The sequence below is a fragment of the Haemophilus parainfluenzae genome (assembly GCF_003252725.1).
Taxonomy (GTDB): domain Bacteria; phylum Pseudomonadota; class Gammaproteobacteria; order Enterobacterales; family Pasteurellaceae; genus Haemophilus_D; species Haemophilus_D parainfluenzae_L.
Window position 1 is genome coordinate 102514 of record NZ_QEPO01000001.1, and the last position, 18663, is coordinate 121176.

The following is an 18663-nucleotide window of genomic DNA, read 5'->3' on the forward strand; positions in this document are numbered from 1 at the left end:
TTAGCTTTTTGGTTTTAGCATTGAGATAACATAATCTTTGGCGCTTTCAATTTTGCCTTGGTTGATTGCAGAAGCCGGATCCACGTGTTTTGGACACACTTCAGAACAATAACCGACGAAAGTACAGCTCCAAACACCGTTTTTACCATTTAATAATGGCATACGTTGTGCTTTACCATGGTCACGGTTATCAAGATTGTAACGATGTGCCATGGTAATCGCTGCAGGGCCAATGAATTCAGGGTTCAAACCGAATTGTGGACAAGCCGCATAACATAAACCACAGTTAATACACATTGAGAATTGACGATATTTTTCAAGCTGTGCCGGGGTTTGTTTAGTACGGCTTACTTGCAATTCTTTTGATGGGTGTGGTTTACCATCTAATGCTGGTGCTTCGTTACCAATAATATAAGGTTTAATAGCCTCTAAACTTTCGATAAAGTGGCTTAAATCAACCACTAAGTCGCGTTCAATAGGGAAGTTTGCTAATGGTTCAATACGCATGTGGCCGCTGTAATCACGTAAGAACGTTTTACAAGCCAATTTTGGTTTGTTATTTACCATCATCCCGCAAGAACCGCAGATCGCCATACGGCAAGACCAACGATAAGAAAGAGACGGTTCAAGTTTATCTTTAATGTAACCTAACGCATCTAAAAGAGAGGTTTGGTTATCATAAGGTACTTGATAAGAGCTTAAATGTGGCTCTTGATCGTTTTCTGGGTTGTAGCGTAATACTTCTACAGTCATTACCGGTGAATTAGCCATTTGCTTGCTCCTTAGCTTTTGCAGCCGCTTCTGCCGCTTCTGCTTCAGCACCATAAACACGTTTTGCTGGTTGAGATTTAGTGATTTTCACCGGGCTGTATTCAATACGCGGTGCATCATCGCCATTGTAGTAAGCAAGGGTGTGTTTTAAATAATTCACATCATCACGTTCGGTGTAGTCTAAGCGTTGGTGTGCACCACGAGACTCTTTACGTTCAATTGCAGAGTTGGCAATTGATTGTGCCACATCAAGGATGTAACCTAATTCTACCGTGTAAAGTACATCGGTATTGAATACGCTTGAACGGTCTGCAACACGAATACGTTTATAACGTTCTTTAAGCTCAGCAATTTTATCTACTGCTTTTTGCATGCTTTCTTGGTCACGGTAGATACCACAACCTTCTTCCATGACGGTACCCATTTCATCACGGATTTCAGACCAAGATTCATTACCTTCTTGGTTGTAAAGTGCTTCAAGGCGAGCGACAACATCTTGAGCTTGCGCATCAACTGCTGTACGGTTTGCAGGTTTCGCCTCTGCTGCTCGTTGTGCGGCATATTCACCTGCAACACGGCCTAAAACCACTAATTCAGCAAGCGAGTTAGAACCTAAACGGTTTGCGCCATGTAAACCAGAAGACGCACACTCACCCACAGCAAATAAACCTTTAATACGAGTTTCGCTGTTGTAATCTACTTCGATACCACCCATGGTGTAGTGAACAACTGGACGTACAGGGATTGGTTCATTAACTGGGTTTACACCTTCATAAGCACTTGCTAATTCACAAATGAATGGAAGACGTTCATGTAAGTATTTTTCACCTAAGTGACGTAAGTCAAGGTGAACCACATCCACACCTTTTGCAGTTTTTAAGGTGTTGCCTTTACGCCACTCTTGCCAGAATGCTTGTGAAACTTTATCACGCGGACCAAGTTCCATATATTTGTTTTCAGGTTTACCGATTGGGGTTTCAGGACCTAGACCATAATCTTGTAAATAACGGTAGCCGTTTTTATTCACTAAGATACCGCCTTCACCACGACAACCTTCAGTCATTAAGATACCAGTGTTTGGTAAGCCGGTTGGGTGATATTGGACGAATTCCATATCACGAAGAGGAACGCCGTGACGATATGCCATTGATAAACCATCACCAGTTACGATACCGCCGTTGGTATTGAATTTGAATGCACGACAACCACCACCAGTTGCAATCACAACCGCATTTGCGTTGATTTGAACAAGTGAACCCTCCATCATATTCATCGCAACCATACCGCGAGCATGACCATCATCAACTAAGATATCTAAAACGAAGTGCTCGTCAAAACGTTGAATTTGAGGATATTGAATGGATGTTTGGAAAAGAGTATGTAATAAGTGGAAACCGGTTTTGTCTGCCGCGAACCAAGTACGTTCGATTTTCATCCCACCGAAACGACGCACGTTCACATCGCCATCTGCTTTACGGCTCCAAGGGCAACCCCAACGTTCAAGTTGAGTCATTTCCACTGGAGAATGTTCAACGAAGTATTCCACTACATCTTGTTCACATAACCAGTCGCCACCGGCAACGGTATCGTGGAAGTGTTTATCGTAGGAATCTTCCTCTTTAATTACTGCGGCCGCACCACCTTCTGCTGCAACCGTATGGCTACGCATAGGATAAACCTTAGAAACTAATGCGATCTTTAAGTTAGGGTTTGCTTCTGCTGCTGCAATTGCTGCACGTAAACCGCCGCCACCGGCACCAACAATAGCAATATCGACATTAACCGTTTGCACGATATCCTCCAATCATATAGAAAGTAAAAAAATAAAACGCCCTAAATTAATAGGGGCTTGTGGTAATTCTGCCACTTTTGTTTACAAATTAGTAACTTTTTTTCCCGAATAAAGGGATAAAATATCAAAAGTGTGATCTAACTCAAAAAAGTTAATTTTTTATATATTTATAGATGATAACCGTTTGCGTTTAAGAATGATTTAGTAGGATTATTGAGTTAAAAATCAGTCTTGTTTACAATAGCCTAATTCATTTTAAAGGTGAAAACGGAGAAAAAAATGACCGCCGCACTTAGCGATAAAAAAACAGAATGGCAACCTTCCGCCTCAATTAAAAATTTATTGGCGCGTGCCAAAATCATTGCGGATATCCGCCAGTTTTTTACTGAACGTGGATTATTAGAAGTGGAAACGCCTGTTTTAAGTGAATTTGGTGTGACGGATCTTCACCTTTCAACTTTTAATACAGAGTTTATTGCGCCTTTTGATGAACTGTCGAAAACGCTGTGGCTTTCTACTAGCCCGGAATATCATATGAAACGTTTATTAGCGGCAGGCAGTGGACCGATCTTTCAAATTGGCAAAGTGTTTCGTAATGAAGAAGCGGGCAATCGCCATAATCCGGAATTTACCATGCTTGAATGGTATCGACCGCACTTTGATATGTACCGTCTAATGAATGAAGTAGATGATTTATTACAACAGATCCTAGATTGCAAACCTGCAGAAACCTTAAGTTATCAATTTGTCTTCCAAGAATATGTAGGATTAGATCCATTATCAGCGACTCGTCAAGAATTAGTAGAAGCGGCGCGTAAGCACAACTTTATGGCAGATGAAGATGAAGATCGTGATACGTTATTGCAATTTTTATTTAGTGAAGTGGTAGAACCTAAAATCGGACAAGAGGCCCCTGTTGCGGTTTATCATTTCCCTTCTTCCCAAGCAGCGCTCGCACAACTTAGCCCAGAAGATAGCCGCGTGGCAGAACGTTTTGAGTTCTATTATAAAGGCTTAGAGTTAGCCAACGGTTTCCATGAGCTCACCGATGCGCGTGAACAGCAACACCGCTTTGAGCAAGACAACCGCCTACGCGAAAAAGCAGGCTTGCCACAACGTGAAATTGATCATCGTTTACTGGCGGCATTACAAGCAGGAATTCCGAATACATCAGGCGTAGCTTTAGGTGTTGATCGTCTCATTATGATTGCGTTAGGCGCTGAAAGTATTAAAGAAGTGATTTCATTTTCGGTGGAATGTGCTTAGTCTGCTCAAAAAATATTCATTATTTCTTCGAAAATGAATAAAAAAGAAGAACAAATTGCTCAAAATAGAGAGATAGTTGTATAGACAAAATTCTGAAAAGTTCGATGTGAAAGGATTTTTTGATTAAAAAATATCCTTTTTTGCGCAAAAAATGTGATCTTGATCCGATTTTAGAAAATTGAAACGGATCCTCCATTGACACTATAGGTTTATTTTGTAATATTTGCGACGTCTATTTCGGAGATTGAACTTTTTATGAAAAATTGCTTCAATCAAAAATCATAGGTAACAACCAAAAGGAATAACAATTATGAAAAAGACACTAGCAGCATTAATCGTCTCTGCATTTGCCGCTTCAGCAGCGAACGCAGCAGTAGTTTATGACAACGAAGGTACTAAAGTTGAATTAAACGGTTCTCTTCGTTTAATCATGGAAAAAGCGGATAAAAAAGAGTATAACGCCGCTAACCAATCAACTAAAAAAGCTAACTCTGCTTTACGTAATGCAGGTTCACGTTTCGGCATCACTGTAAAACATAACTTAGATAACGATTTCTATGCATTAGGTCGTTTAGAATTCCGTTTCAACGATACAGAATCTCGTGATAAATTCGGTAGCCTTTATACTAAACGTGCTTACGTAGGTTTAGGTAGCAAAGCGACTGGTGACATCACATTTGGTCGTCAATTAACCATCGCGGATGATTTAAGCCAAGCTAACGACTACGAATATGGTTTTATTCCAAAAGGTGATTATATTCCTACTTCTGGTACTGGTGTAGTTCGTTATGACTATAAAGGTATCGAAGGTTTACACTTAAGTGCAAACTATAACTTTGGTCAACGTCATGATGAAATGGGAAGACCTTTAAAAACTGAAAAAGGTGCTCTAGACGTTAACGGTAAACAAACTTATGTAGCAGATCCAACTGGTAACATTAAAAATGCTTTCGCTTTAGGTGCGTTATACACAGCGGGTGATCTTGATGCTCGTTTAGCTTACGGTCATACCAACTTTGAAACTAATGCAGCGCATGCTCACCGCTTAGATGGCGTTTTAGCATCTTTAGGTTATAAATTTGCTGACTTCAAATTAACGGGTGACTTTGGTTATGCGCATGAAAAAGATGGTAGTGACAAAACTAACAAATTCTATGTGTCTCCAGGTTTCGCATATCAAGTAACTCCAGCATCTCAAGTATATGGTAACTACCTATATGAACGCGTAAAAGGTGAAACGACTAAAGATAAAACTCACGGTTTCTTACTTGGTGCTGACTATCAACTTCATAAACAAGTTGTATTATTCGTAGAAGGTAAATACGTAACAGCTAAAAAGTATGCTGAAAACGCAAATGGCGGTTACGCTTACACAGGTAAAATTAAAGACAGAGCTATCGGTGTAGGTATGCGTGTATTCTTCTAATCTTTGATTAGATAAGAATCTAAAAAGGCGAATCGAAAGGTTCGCCTTTTTGTTTATTTTTTTTAATTCTTAAATCTCCCCAACCCCTCTTTACAAAAGAGGGGCTTTTTTATGATGTTGCTTTTAGTGATTTTATTGGGAATATATTTGAGAGAGTTAAGAACGGAGAACGTTTATGAGGCTATTAAGCTCCCCCCTCTTTCGCAAAGAGGGGTTGGGGAGATTTAACTACTTCAACTTATCCAAAACCAATTTACCCATCATTTCAATATGTGCTTTTTCAGCATTCAATGCGGGGATGTAGTGATAAGATATACCACCGTGATTTAAGAACGTTTCTTTATTTTCAACTTCAATTTCTTCTAAGGTTTCTAAGCAATCCACCGAAAAACCTGGGCAAATTACCGCTATTTTTTGAATCCCTTGAGAAGCCGCTTCTTCTAAAAAGTGATCTGTATAAGGTTGTAACCACTCTTCACGACCAAAGCGAGATTGGAAAGTCATATTCCATTGGTTTTCGGTTAAACCTAATTTATCCACAATGGCAATAGTGGTTTGTTTGCAGTGCTGACGATAATAATCGCCCATATTCTCATAACGCAATGGAATGCCATGATAAGAAAAAAGCAAAAACTCATCGGGTTTTAACCGCACTTTAATCGAATCCACTAAGGCATTAATGTAGTTTTCATCAAGATGATAAGAATGAATAAACTCAAAAGGCACAATATTACGTTCTTGTGCAATGGCACGATTGAAGGCATCGATTAATGCGCCCGTTGTGGTGCTAGAATATTGCGGATAAAGCGGCAACACAATCATGCGTTCTACATCATTTTTAAGTAAATTTTTGACCGCACTTTGCATTGAAGGATTGCCATAAGTCATGGCAATTTCTACTTGAGCATTGATGCCTTGTTCATTTAAATAAGCTTGTAAACCGGCTTGTTGTTGCTTTGTAATGGCAAGCAGGGGAGAGCCTTGTTCTGTCCAAATAGCTTGATAATTTTGAGCAATACGTTTAGAACGCATCGGTAAAATAATGGCTTTTAAAAGAGGATACCATTTCCAACGAGGCAAATCGACCACGCGGGGATCCATTAAAAAATCCGCTAAATAACGGGAGATCGCTGCGGGTTGAGGGGCATCAGGCGTACCAAGGTTCGCTAAAATGATGCCAATTTTTTGAGTTGTAGTCATAAATGTTTGATATAAAGCGTTAATCGAGAAACGCAGCAAAGTTTATCTTGTTCATCGCGAATGTCAATTTGCCAAACATGAGTATTTTGACTTAAAGCAATTGGCATAGCCTTTGCGGTAACAAAACCTTTTTTCACTGGACGAAGATGATTGGCGTTGATATCTAATCCTAAGGCAACTTGCCCTTCTTCTATACAGAGAAATCCGGCTAATGAACCAATGGTTTCAGCCAATGCCACAGACACGCCACCATGTAATAAACCGAAAGGCTGAGTGGTGCAATGATCAACCGGCATTTTTGCTTCAATCCAGTTTTCGCCATAAGCTGAAATTTCAATCCCTAAATGCCCAACAGCACAATGTTTCCCCATTTCATTGAGCTGCTCAAGGGTGAATGCTTTTTTCCAAATTGCCATGTACTTTTCCTTATCTTATTTGATGGCGTTAGTTTGATCTAATTCGATACTTTCGTAAAGCAAAAAGAAAAGTAATGTTGCACTTTTAGCCCAGAAAATGTTTGTTTTTTGCACAAAAATTTACATATCTTTAATTTTTTTGTAATAAATTCCAGAAATCTTTACATATATTTACATAACTAAAGTTTTATCTTAATTAATTGTAATTTTTGGTAAATCCTTTTTATTATGCTTCCTTTTTGTACAAAGTTCGCTTAGAATAAGCTGTTCCGACCAGAAAGGAAGGGGAAACTATTGTCAAAATCTGTGGTCGCCGCCTTTCTGACGTTGAATTTTTCGGCGCTGTTGCTTAAGTAACAGCTTCTTTATCATCCTCATAAAAGGAATAAATTGATATGAACAAAGTGTTTAAAGTTATTTGGAATCATGCTACACAAACGTGGACAGCTGTTTCTGAACTTGGGCATGCTAAGGGTAAAACCAAATCTAAAAAGATCGTGAAATTGACCGCACTTGCTGGTGCTGTGATTGGTTCATTGGCGGTATCTCAATCAGCAATGGCTGCAGCCGATCTTACAACTAATGATGCGGTAAATATCGCACCAAACAATGTGCCTAATCCAACTGCTGGTCGTCACGCGATTGCGGTAGGTGGAAATGCAAATGCTGCAAAGCAAGACTCGATTGCAATTGGTACAAATTCTACTGCAAGCTGGACTAACACAATTGCTATCGGTAAAGACACTAACGCAACAAAAGATCATGCAGTAGCTATAGGTTCAAATACAACTGCTTCAGGTGTTCAATCGGTTACTGTTGGTTCATATTCTAACGCGACTGCAGACTCTGTTGTTGCCATTGGTCAAGAGTCAAAAGCAGGTGGTGCGGGTACAGGGACAGCCGCAGTTGCTGTTGGTTATTTAGCAAATGCTTCTGCAGCTAATACTGTTGCAACAGGTAAAAGTGCTACAGCAACTGTTGATAATGCGGTAGCTGTAGGTGTTAGTACTACTGCTACTGCACGTAATGCAGCTGCATTAGGTGGATATGCAACGGCTACTGCTGAGCGTGCGACTGCAGTGGGTGCGGCATCAAAAGCAACTGGTACTGCTTCATTTGCTGGTGGTACGTCTGCAAATGCTTCTGGTACAAACTCTGTCGCTATTGGTGGATCAATGACTCCAGCAGAAGCTGCTCAAGCATCAGGTGTTAATACAACTGCGATTGGTTCTGGTGCAAAAGCAGTAGCAAATAATTCTGTAGCTTTAGGTTCTGAATCTACAACTTCGAATTTTGTTCCAACCAATACAGCGACTGTTGGTACTTTAACTTACAGCGGTTTTGCGGGTAACGAGAGTACATTAGGTGATGGTGCAGTTGTTTCTGTTGGTAAAGCAGGTAGCGAGCGTCAAATTCAAAACGTGGCAGCGGGTCGCTTAACTAAAACTTCAACTGATGCGGTTAACGGTTCACAGCTTTACACTGTAGCAAATGATTTAGATGACAAAATTAATAATCATCACTGGGTTGTAAGCGGTAATAGCACGGTTAATGCTCAACCTAAAGAATCAAATGTTTATCACAAAGATGTCGTTGAATTCCAAAATGGTCGAGGTACGACTGCAACAGTGGTAAATACTCCTGCGTCTAAGGATAGTGTAGGGAATGTTACTCCAGGTAAAACGATTGTTAAATATAACGCAAATATCGTAGCTGGTGATAACACAACAGTTGAATATAACCCTGATGGTTCAGTTAAAATCAATGCAAAAGTGGCTGGTGGTACAGATACTACAGCAGCAGTGACAACTACTACTAAAGATGCATTAACTGTAACGAATACTACTACAGGCAATGTAACAACTTACAATGTTGATGCAAAAACTGGTGCTATTTCTACTACAACTGCAGGTGCGGCTACTTATGATAAAGATGGCGATAAAGCAACGGGTGGTAACTATGGTGCTCGTTTAACTAACGTAAGTACTGTAACTGATATTGTGAACAATGTTTCATGGCATTTGAATTCATCTGCGGTAACAGGTACAAACGGTAAAATTACTGAAGGTAGTGATACTCAAGCAGCGGATGTTAAAGCATCAAATACTGTAAATATCAATGCAGGTAAAAACATTGAGATTAAACGTAACGGTACCACCATTGAAATCAGTGCAACTGCTGGTGAAAAAGGTGAAAAAGGTGATACCGGTGCAACAGGTGCTAAAGGTGATACCGGTGCAACAGGTGCTAAAGGTGAGAAAGGTGACACTGGTGAAAAAGGTGGCAGCATCACTGGCGAAGTTGTCGATAACGGCGACGGTACCCACACCATCACTATTACTGATTTAGAAACTGGCTCAGTTACTACAACTATCGTTAAAGACGGTAAAGACGGTAAAGACGGTGCAGCTGGTGCTAAAGGTGAAAAAGGTGACACTGGTGCAACTGGCGCGAAAGGCGACAAAGGCGACAAAGGTGACACTGGCGCAACTGGCGCGAAAGGCGACAAGGGTGACACTGGTGCGAAAGGCGACAAAGGTGACACCGGCGCGAAAGGCGACAAAGGTGACACAGGCGCGAAAGGCGACAAGGGTGACACTGGTGCGAAAGGCGACAAAGGTGACACCGGCGCGAAAGGCGACAAGGGTGACACTGGTGCGAAAGGCGACAAAGGTGACACTGGTGCGAAAGGCGACAAAGGTGACACTGGTGCGAAAGGCGACAAAGGTGACACAGGCGCGAAAGGCGACAAAGGTGATACTGGCGCGAAAGGTGACAAAGGTGACACAGGTGAAAAAGGTGGTAGCATCACTGGTGAAGTTGTTGATAACGGCGACGGCACTCACACCATCACTATTACTGATTTAGAAACTGGCTCAGTTACTACAACTATCGTTAAAGACGGTAAAGACGGTAAAGACGGTGCAGCTGGTGCTAAAGGTGAAAAAGGTGACACTGGTGCAACTGGCGCGAAAGGCGACAAGGGTGACACTGGCGCGAAAGGCGACAAAGGTGACAAAGGTGACACTGGTGCAACTGGCGCGAAAGGCGACAAGGGTGACACTGGCGCGAAAGGCGACAAAGGTGACACCGGCGCGAAAGGCGACAAAGGTGATACTGGCGCGAAAGGTGACAAAGGTGACACAGGTGAAAAAGGTGGTAGTATCACTGGTGAAGTTGTTGATAACGGCGACGGCACCCACACAATCACTATTACTGATTTAGAGACTGGTTCAGTTACTACAACTATCGTTAAAGATGGTAAAGACGGTGCATCAACTAAAGGTGAAGTAACTCGTGATGAAGCAGCTAAAACGTCAACTATCGTAATCACTAACACAGATAAAGATGGTAATGTAACCACTACAACTGCAACAGTGAAAGACGGTAAAGACGGTAAAGACGGTGCATCAACTAAAGGTGAAGTAACCCGTGATGAAGCAGCTAAAACGTCAACTATCGTAATCACTAACACAGACAAAGATGGTAATGTAAGCACTACAACCACGACTGTGAAAGATGGTAAAGATGGTAAAGATGGTAAAGATGGTATCGATGGTAAAGACGGTGCATCAACTGAAGCTAAAGTAACCAAAGAAAACGGAACTTCAACTATCGTAATCACTAACACAGACAAAGATGGTAATGTAAGCACTACAACCACGACTGTGAAAGATGGTAAAGATGGTAAAGATGGTAAAGATGGTATCGATGGTAAAGACGGTGCATCAACTGAAGCTAAAGTAACCAAAGAAAACGGAACTTCAACTATCGTAATCACTAACACAGACAAAGATGGTAATGTAAGCACTACAACCACGACTGTGAAAGATGGTAAAGATGGTAAAGATGGTAAAGACGGTGTGATGACTTGGGATATTAAATCTACAGGTAACAAAGCACCAGGTTCACAAACCGATGCGAAAACCATTGAACATAAAAACACTGTTGAAATGTCAGCAGGTAAAAACTTAACTGTTAACCAAACCAACAACAGTGATGGTGCGAAAGTTGAATTTGCCTTAAACAGCACTGTAACTAACTTAGATAAAGTTGTAGTTAATGGTCCGAAAGGTAAAGACGGTAAAGATGGTTTAGACGGTGTAACCATTACAGCACCTTCAGAACCTGTTAAAGCTGAAAATGGTAAACCTGGTAAAGATGGTTCAGACGGCAAAGTTGGAATCAGCGGTAAAGACGGCAAAGATGCAGTTTCTATCTCTGGTAAAGACGGCGTTGGTCAAATCGGCTTAACCGGACCGAAAGGTAAAGACGGTAAAGACGGTGCATCTATCAACATCACAACAGACAACGGTAAACAAACACTTGTAAACCGTGAAGTCGGTGCTGATGGTAAACCAGGTAAAACTACCCAACGTATCATTTACGTACCAACAGACAAAGATGGTAACCCTCTCAAAGATGAGAACGGTAATACAATCAAACGTGAAGTTGCAACCATGGATGATGGCTTAATCTTCGGTGGTAACACTGGTGAAGCACACAAAGCAGAACTTGGTACTCAAGTGAACGTTACAGGTGCAAAAGCTAATGATGACTGGACCAAGTTTGATGCTGGTAAAAACATTATGACTAAAGTTGAAGGCAATACCATTACTGTGGGATTAGCAAAAGACTTAGAAGTTAATAGTGTAAATGTAACTACTAACGTAACAGCTGGAAATGTAACTGCGACTGGCACAATCTCAGCACCAACAATCAAAGCGGGTGACACCACAATTACAAATGGTAAAGTGGCTAACTTAAAACATCACATTGAAAACCCAACAACCGTTGTGGATGACAAAGTGTTAAATATCACTGATGTGGAGAAAAAAGAAGCAGCGACAGTTCGTGATGTATTGAACTCTGGCTGGAACCTACAAGCAAATGGTAATGCTGTTGATGCAGTAACTCATGGCAATACTGTGAACTTTGTAAATGGTAAAGGTATCACTGTTACAGCAGTGCCTAATGAAGATGGTACAACATCTAAAGTTAGCTTTGATGTGAACGTTGATAACGATACCATCACAGTGAACGATAAAGGCCAATTAGTATCAAATGGTTCAACCAACTTTAATGTTGCAACTAAAGATGGTGGAAACAAAGTTGCTAAGAAAGGCGGAAGCTCAACAACGAAAATTACTAGCGGTAAAACAATTACTTATACTGCAGGTAAAAACATCGCGATTGAGCAAAATGGTGGCGACATCCTTGTTTCAACAACAAATGATGTAGACCATAACAGCGTAACCACAAATGACTTAACTGTTAATAAAGGTGGTAATGTTGATATGGGTGGCAACCAAGTTCACAACGTGAAAGCAGGTACTAAAGATACAGATGCGGTTAACGTATCTCAATTGAAACAATCAATTGGTGATGTACATAAACGTATCAATAAAGTGGGCAAAGAAGCTCGCGGTGGTATCGCAGGTGCTAACGCAGCAGCAGGTTTACCACAAGTTTATATTCCAGGTAAATCAATGGTTGCCGCTTCTGCAGGTACTTTCAAAGGTGAAAGCGCTGTAGCAGTAGGTTACTCACGTTCAAGTGACAATGGTAAAGTTATCTTCAAACTTCAAGGTAACGCAAATACCCAAGGCGACGTAGGTGGCTCTGTGGGTGTAGGTTACCAATGGTAATTTAACTTTCCATTAAGATAGATAAAAACCCAGCTTCGGCTGGGTTTTTTATTTTTAGAGGATGATTGTAGAAGAAGTGTAAGTATATAAATTGTACTTGCTGATTGAATAGCGATTACTTCAATTTATATCTTAGGTTTTCTACATATGCTCTTTAGCAAATCTCAAGTTTTCTTGGAAACGTTGTTTATCTCGTTCTGGAATAGTTGAATTGGCTAATAATTCTAAGCAGAGATCATGACAAAGTTGATAGTTGCCTACCCAATATGCACTAACAGCAAGTTCATCTTTTGCTTTCCATTCATAAACAGAGTGATTAACAAAAAGAATATCTTTAGTGAGAGGAATACTCACTGCCGCACTCGCATAGATATAGGCAAGCTTGATTTTATCGTGAAGGCGTAATTGACGCGCCAAATGATAAAGGCTTTCCGCACGTTGTGGACGATATTCATAAGCAGCAAGTAAAAGATTTTGTACTTCATCTAATGGCGCATTTAATTCAATTTTTAATAGGGCAATTTGGAGAAGTGAATAATAAACTTCTTCATACCATCCCCCTAAATTTGCACGTTTGGCATACCACTCAATAGCTTTTTCAGGCATATCTGCATCACGATAAGATTGTGCGGTATAAAACGCATAGCGATCTTTAAGATCTTCATCTTCAGGTGAATAGAAGGCTTTTTCTAACACTTGAGCATCTTGGAAATATTTTTGAGGGTTGTTGCTACGAGCCCCAAAACGACCACTAATGACATAGTAATCGCCGAATATTTTTTGCTCAGTGATAGTCGTTTTACGTTGTTCAATGAATTCATGTAATACGCCACGCCAATAGAATGAACCATCATTACGAAACATGAGAACTCGGAAGTAAACATTTGAACCTGTAACGCTATTTGCCATGCGTAGATAATAGCGATCGCTCGTTAGTTCTTCAGGTAATACAAAATTTCCTTCAAAGCGATCATCGGCATCAAAGATTAATACATAATCGGTTTTTCCTTGTGCATGTTGTAACGCACAGTTACGGTTATGGGCAAAGTTACCCCATTCATCGTGGTGAATTTCGCCTTGAATGCCTTTTTCATCAAAGAATTGTTTGATAATGTCTGCAGTATTGTCGTCTGAGCCTGTATCACTAATGACATAATAATCTAATGGAACATGAGTAATAATGTTCTCTAATGTATCTCGGATGATAGCGGATTCATTTTTAACAATCATATTTAAACAGATTGTTTTTTTATCAGTTCTTTGCGTCATTTTTATACGTTTCGGGAAATACTTGTGAAGTTGAGAATTTATTTTTATCGTAGAGCATTATAGCGAAAATACATTTTGCTTGCTGAAAATTATGCGAAAAATGACCGCACTTTTTCCTCACATATAGACAATTCCAATCACATCAATTTATAGCTTTCTCGTTCAGTTTTAGGCACAATAGAGCAAAATTCCAATGAGTAAAAAAGGATAATGAAAATGACTAAACATTATGATTATATTGCGATCGGTGGCGGTTCAGGTGGGATTGCTTCAATTAACCGTGCGGCAAGCTATGGCAAAAAATGTGCAATTATTGAAGCAAAACATCTCGGTGGTACTTGCGTAAACGTAGGTTGTGTACCGAAAAAAGTGATGTTCTATGGCGCACAAGTTGCAGAAGCCATTAATAACTATGCACCTGCTTATGGTTTTGATGTAGAAGTGAAAAAGTTTGATTACGCGAAATTAGTCGAGAGCCGTCAAGCTTACATCGGTCGTATTCATACGTCTTACAATAATGTATTAGCGAAAAATAACGTGGATGTTCTAAATGGTTTTGCGCGTTTTAAAGATGCGAAAACGATTGAAGTGAGCTATGCAGATGGTTCAACAGAATTAGTGACCGCCGATCATATCTTAATTGCGACGGGTGGCCGCCCAAGTATTCCTGCAGTAAAAGGTGCAGAATACGGAATTGATTCAAATGGTGTATTTGCTCTAAATGAATTACCCAAACGTGTTGCAGTGGTAGGCGCGGGTTATATTGCAGTTGAATTAGCGGGTGTTTTAAATAGCTTAGGTAGCGAAACACATTTATTTGTGCGCCAACATGCTCCATTGCGTAATCAAGATCCATTAATTGTGGAAACCTTGGTTGAAGTGTTAGCACAAGATGGTATCCAATTACATACCAAAGCATTACCAGAAGAAGTGGTTAAAAATGCGGATGGTTCGCTTACCTTGAAATTACAAGATGGTCGTGAAACTACAGTGGATACCTTAATTTGGGCGATTGGTCGTGAACCTGCTACTGATGTGATTAATCTTGAAGTAACAGGCGTGAAAACGAATTCACGCGGACAAATTATTGTTGATAAATACCAAAATACAAACGTGCCTGGCATTTATGCTGTAGGTGATATTATCGAAGGTGGTATTGAATTAACACCAGTTGCCGTGGCAGCAGGTCGTCGTTTATCTGAGCGTTTATTCAATAACAAACCGAATGAGCATTTAGATTACAACCTTGTGCCAACGGTTGTGTTCAGCCATCCGCCAATTGGTACAGTCGGTTTAACTGAGCCACAAGCGATTGAGCAATATGGCGAAGAAAATGTGAAAGTGTATAAATCCTCTTTCACGGCAATGTACACCGCTGTCACCGAACATCGGCAACCTTGTCGCATGAAATTAGTGTGTGTCGGCAAAGAAGAAAAAATCGTAGGCTTACACGGCATTGGTTTTGGTGTGGATGAAATGATTCAAGGTTTTGCGGTGGCAATCAAAATGGGTGCAACTAAAGCAGACTTTGATAATACGGTAGCAATTCACCCAACAGGTTCAGAAGAATTTGTCACAATGCGTTAATTGTAGATAAAGAAAGTGCGGTCAAAATCTCTGATGTTTTTGACCGCACTTTTTATTGTGATTTGTTATTAGGCTGCTGCACGATTGCCTAATGTACCATCATCTTCCATTTCTTTAGCCACACCGACGACCTCAGCAATTTTGTCCCCTTCTTTGAAGAATACGAAACCACCATGTTCCATTTTAACCCAAGGTTCATCTTTGGTGAGAGGGAACGTCGTAATGATGGTGACTTTGTCGCCATCTTTTGCGTAATCATTAAAATCAATGACGCCATCATCATCAATGCGGTGTGCTTTACCAAAAGGGGCTTTACGTGTTAAGTAATGCAAATTGGTTGAGCAGTGGGCAATCATCCATTCTCCATTCGAAAGAATAAAGTTAAAGGTGCCTTTTTGTGAGAGCTCTTTGGTAATGTCTTGAATGGCTTCAAAAATTTCCATTTCAGACGGTTTACGACGGAAGCGATTTTTTAAATATTCTGCCATATAACAAAATGCGGCTTCTGAATCCGTTGAGCCAATCGGTTGACAGAAACTCTCAGACATATCTGGCACATCTTTTAAATTACCGTTGTGAGCAAACACCCAGTTTTGTCCCCAAATTTCACGAATAAAGGGATGCGTGTTTTCAATGGTTACCCCACCTTGCGTTGCTTTACGAATGTGAGCAATCACATTAAGCGATTTAATTTTGTATTGTTTTACACAATCCGCAATAGGAGATTGAGAGGCTGCATGGTTATCACGAAAAATACGCACACCACGACCTTCAAAAAAAGCGATACCGAAGCCATCTGAATGGCAGTCAGTAAGACCAGCACGACGACGGAAACCTTCAAAAGAAAAGACAATATCCGTCGGTGTATTACAGTTCATTCCGAGTAATTGGCACATAAATTCCTACAACTTATTTTTATATTTTTATAACCTTATAATGTGTGCTGATTTAACACCATAATGCGTTGAAATTCAAGATGGATAACAAAGGATTTTTAGAAGAAAATGTTACATAAAATAACCTGAAAATCTTTCTGATCTGAAGGCTAGGGATGAGCACTTTATTAAGTCAATAAAAAAGGCGTGTTTATCACGCCTTTTGCTATATTTTTTAAGATTATGCTTTAATTTCGGAGCGGCTTTTTAAGAAAAAGAGTGCGACTGTTGAGATCAACATCACAAAGCCAACGCCAACATATAAACTCTGTTTGTCCCAACCCATATCTAATAATTGGCCGGCAATCGTTGGAGCAAGAATTGCACCAATACGACCCACACCAATCGACCAGCCCACACCAGTGCTACGAATATCGGCATCATAAGTAAGCGGATTTAAGGTATAAAGACCGCTGATACAGCCATTCATGAGTGCTCCAACTAAAATACCGAATACCATCGCAATCCATAAAACGGACGAGGATAAGATAAAGGTAATGATTGCTGCAGAAGATAAGACAGTGAATAAAATTAACACGCCGCGTGCTGTCCAACGGCTAGCCAGTAAGCCATAGATTAAGGCGCCACAAGTGCCCCCTAATGAGATCATCATTCCAACGCTCACACTTTGCTCTGTCGTCATGCCCGCTTCTTTTAATAAGGCTGGAGTCCATGAGCTGATAAAATAGAAGCTGAACATGATTGCAAAGAAAGCCGTCCAAATTAACAGGGTAGAATGTAAGTATTTTTCGCTGAATAATTGGCTAATAGGTAATTTACTTTTAACTTTTTCTACTTTTGCAGGAAGTTTCCAATCACCGGCTAAACCAATTTTTTGGGCGATTAAATTTAACCGCATTTCCGCATTTTTAGGTTGTTTAGAGGTAAGGAAATCAATGGATTCCGGTAACCAAATAAATAACACCACTAAAAGTAAACCGGTTAAGATAGCGCCTGCTAGGAACACAGAACGCCAGCCATACTCACCTTGTAGCATCACGGCAAACATGCCACCTAATACCGCACCGATACCAAATCCTGCTGCATAGACGCTGATCGCAAAACTGCGCCATTTACGAGAAGAATACTCACTGGTGATCACGTTTGTGCCCACTAAAATACCGCCGACACCAAGCCCAGTGATAACGCGCCAGAAACCAAGCCATTGATATTGTGAGATAAACGCCGAACCTAACATCCCAATAGCGGAGAGTGATACCGCCATTAATAACAATGGACGGCGACCAATTTTATCCGCAAGTGGTGCAAGGAAAAGTGAGCCGGCAGTCATACCAAATAAGCCGGCACTTAATAAATAACCTAACTCAATCCCCGTGAGGCCAAATTCGCTACGAATGGCTGTTGCGGTGAAGGCCAGGGCTAATACATCAAAGCCATCAAGTAAATTCATGATGGCAGCCATCACCACAATCATCCATTGATAAGCCCCCATTGGGCTTTGTTCTATTTTGGCTCTAAGAGAAAGGGTTTCAGTCATTTTATTTCCTTAAGTTAAGCAAACTGGCGGGAGCTTGCGAGAGATTGAAGTTTACGCAAAATCATGCTGAGTACCACGCCATAAGCGGGAACAAACAAGACGATGCCGACAAATAATTTAAATAAGTAATCGACAAATCCAAGGCTAAACCAATGTTCTGCCATAAATGGATCGCTACTTTTATAAAATGCGACACAAAAGAACATAAAGGTATCCGCAAGGGAACCAAATGTCATGGAGCTGCTCGGGGCAATCCACCATGTTTTTAATTGGCGTAAGCGGTTGAATACTAACACATCTAATAATTGTCCGAAAACATAAGCACAGAAGCTGGCGAACGCAATACGGAAAACAAACATATTGAATTCACTTAATGCACTTAAGCCTTGATATTGTCCATTAGAGAAAACAACCGAAACAATATAACTCACGATAAGCGCTGGAATCATCACGATAAAGATGATCCAACGCGCTTCTTTTGCCCCAAATACACGTACTGTTAAATCGGTGGCTAAGAAAATGAATGGGAAAGTGAGTGTGCCCCATGTGCTGTGGAATGAGAAATCATCAGCAAAACCAAGTGCGGTCAATTTTAAATTGATTTCAAATGGAATTTGAACGAAATAGTTACTGGCTGTGATGATGAAGATGTGAAATAAGCTTAATAAAATTAAAGCAAAACGTTTTTGTTGATCATTGAAGATCGGAGTATTAATTTTCATTTTAAGACCTTTTTAGTTGGTTAATCGGGGGTAGGGAACCCGACATGAGAAATAAATCCGCCAAATTGGCGAGCCGTGAATAATACTAGAATTTATTTGGATTGCAAGAAAGTGCGGTCAAAAAATCAGGTAT

The 18663-nt window shown here is 40.4% G+C and carries 12 protein-coding genes; 4 read left to right on the forward strand and 8 right to left on the reverse strand.

The window, feature by feature from the left end; translation table 11 throughout:
• A complete protein-coding gene (locus DPV85_RS00580; protein WP_065244112.1) occupies positions 1-771 on the reverse strand; it encodes a succinate dehydrogenase/fumarate reductase iron-sulfur subunit in 771 nt (256 codons plus the stop codon).
• Positions 764-2563, reverse strand: a complete 1800-nt coding sequence (gene frdA / locus DPV85_RS00585) for a fumarate reductase (quinol) flavoprotein subunit (protein ID WP_111326400.1) — start codon at positions 2561-2563, stop codon at positions 764-766. Before frdA ends, DPV85_RS00580 begins: the two co-directional genes overlap by 8 nt.
• Positions 2564-2842: 279 nt before the next feature.
• Here frdA and epmA point away from each other — a divergent pair, with 279 nt between their 5' ends.
• Positions 2843-3829, forward strand: a complete 987-nt coding sequence (gene epmA, locus DPV85_RS00590; protein ID WP_111326402.1) for an elongation factor P--(R)-beta-lysine ligase — start codon at positions 2843-2845, stop codon at positions 3827-3829.
• Between the two features lie 310 nt (positions 3830-4139).
• The gene (locus DPV85_RS00595; protein WP_111326403.1) at positions 4140-5255 is read left to right on the forward strand and encodes a porin; all 1116 of its coding nucleotides are present in this window, start codon (positions 4140-4142) and stop codon (positions 5253-5255) included.
• A 228-nt stretch (positions 5256-5483) separates the two neighbouring features.
• On the opposite strand, the gene hemH is transcribed toward DPV85_RS00595, so the two are convergent.
• Together hemH and DPV85_RS00605 are read right to left on the reverse strand one after the other, a co-directional pair.
• A complete protein-coding gene (gene hemH / locus DPV85_RS00600; RefSeq protein WP_111326405.1) occupies positions 5484-6455 on the reverse strand; it encodes a ferrochelatase in 972 nt (323 codons plus the stop codon).
• Positions 6452-6871 carry a hotdog fold thioesterase gene (locus DPV85_RS00605; RefSeq protein ID WP_111326407.1) on the reverse strand — a complete coding sequence of 140 codons (420 nt, stop codon included), beginning with the start codon at positions 6869-6871 and terminating at the stop codon, positions 6452-6454. Before DPV85_RS00605 ends, hemH begins: the two co-directional genes overlap by 4 nt.
• A gap of 395 nt (positions 6872-7266) precedes the next feature.
• Between DPV85_RS00605 and DPV85_RS00610 the strand changes: the two genes are divergently transcribed.
• Entirely contained in the window at positions 7267-12519 is a 5253-nt protein-coding gene (locus DPV85_RS00610; protein ID WP_111326408.1) for a collagen-flanked surface repeat-containing protein, read from the forward strand.
• 141 nt (positions 12520-12660) lie between these two features.
• Here DPV85_RS00610 and DPV85_RS00615 read toward each other — a convergent pair whose 3' ends face one another.
• Positions 12661-13788, reverse strand: coding sequence for a glycosyltransferase (locus DPV85_RS00615; RefSeq protein ID WP_111326410.1), 1128 nt, complete (start codon positions 13786-13788; stop codon positions 12661-12663).
• A 216-nt stretch (positions 13789-14004) separates the two neighbouring features.
• Here DPV85_RS00615 and gorA point away from each other — a divergent pair, with 216 nt between their 5' ends.
• Entirely contained in the window at positions 14005-15375 is a 1371-nt protein-coding gene (gene gorA / locus DPV85_RS00620) for a glutathione-disulfide reductase (protein WP_111326411.1), read from the forward strand.
• 68 nt (positions 15376-15443) lie between these two features.
• On the opposite strand, the gene DPV85_RS00625 is transcribed toward gorA, so the two are convergent.
• From DPV85_RS00625 to DPV85_RS00635, 3 genes are all read right to left on the reverse strand, one after another.
• Entirely contained in the window at positions 15444-16271 is an 828-nt protein-coding gene (locus tag DPV85_RS00625) for a class II glutamine amidotransferase (RefSeq protein WP_049363313.1), read from the reverse strand.
• Positions 16272-16491: 220 nt separating this feature from the next.
• Complete coding sequence (locus DPV85_RS00630; protein ID WP_049368826.1) at positions 16492-17808, reverse strand: MFS transporter; 1317 nt, start codon at positions 17806-17808, stop codon at positions 16492-16494.
• Between the two features lie 14 nt (positions 17809-17822).
• Positions 17823-18530 (reverse strand): 7-cyano-7-deazaguanine/7-aminomethyl-7-deazaguanine transporter, encoded by a 708-nt coding sequence (locus DPV85_RS00635; protein WP_049373218.1) that lies wholly within the window; start codon positions 18528-18530, stop codon positions 17823-17825.
• Positions 18531-18663 lie beyond the last annotated feature (133 nt).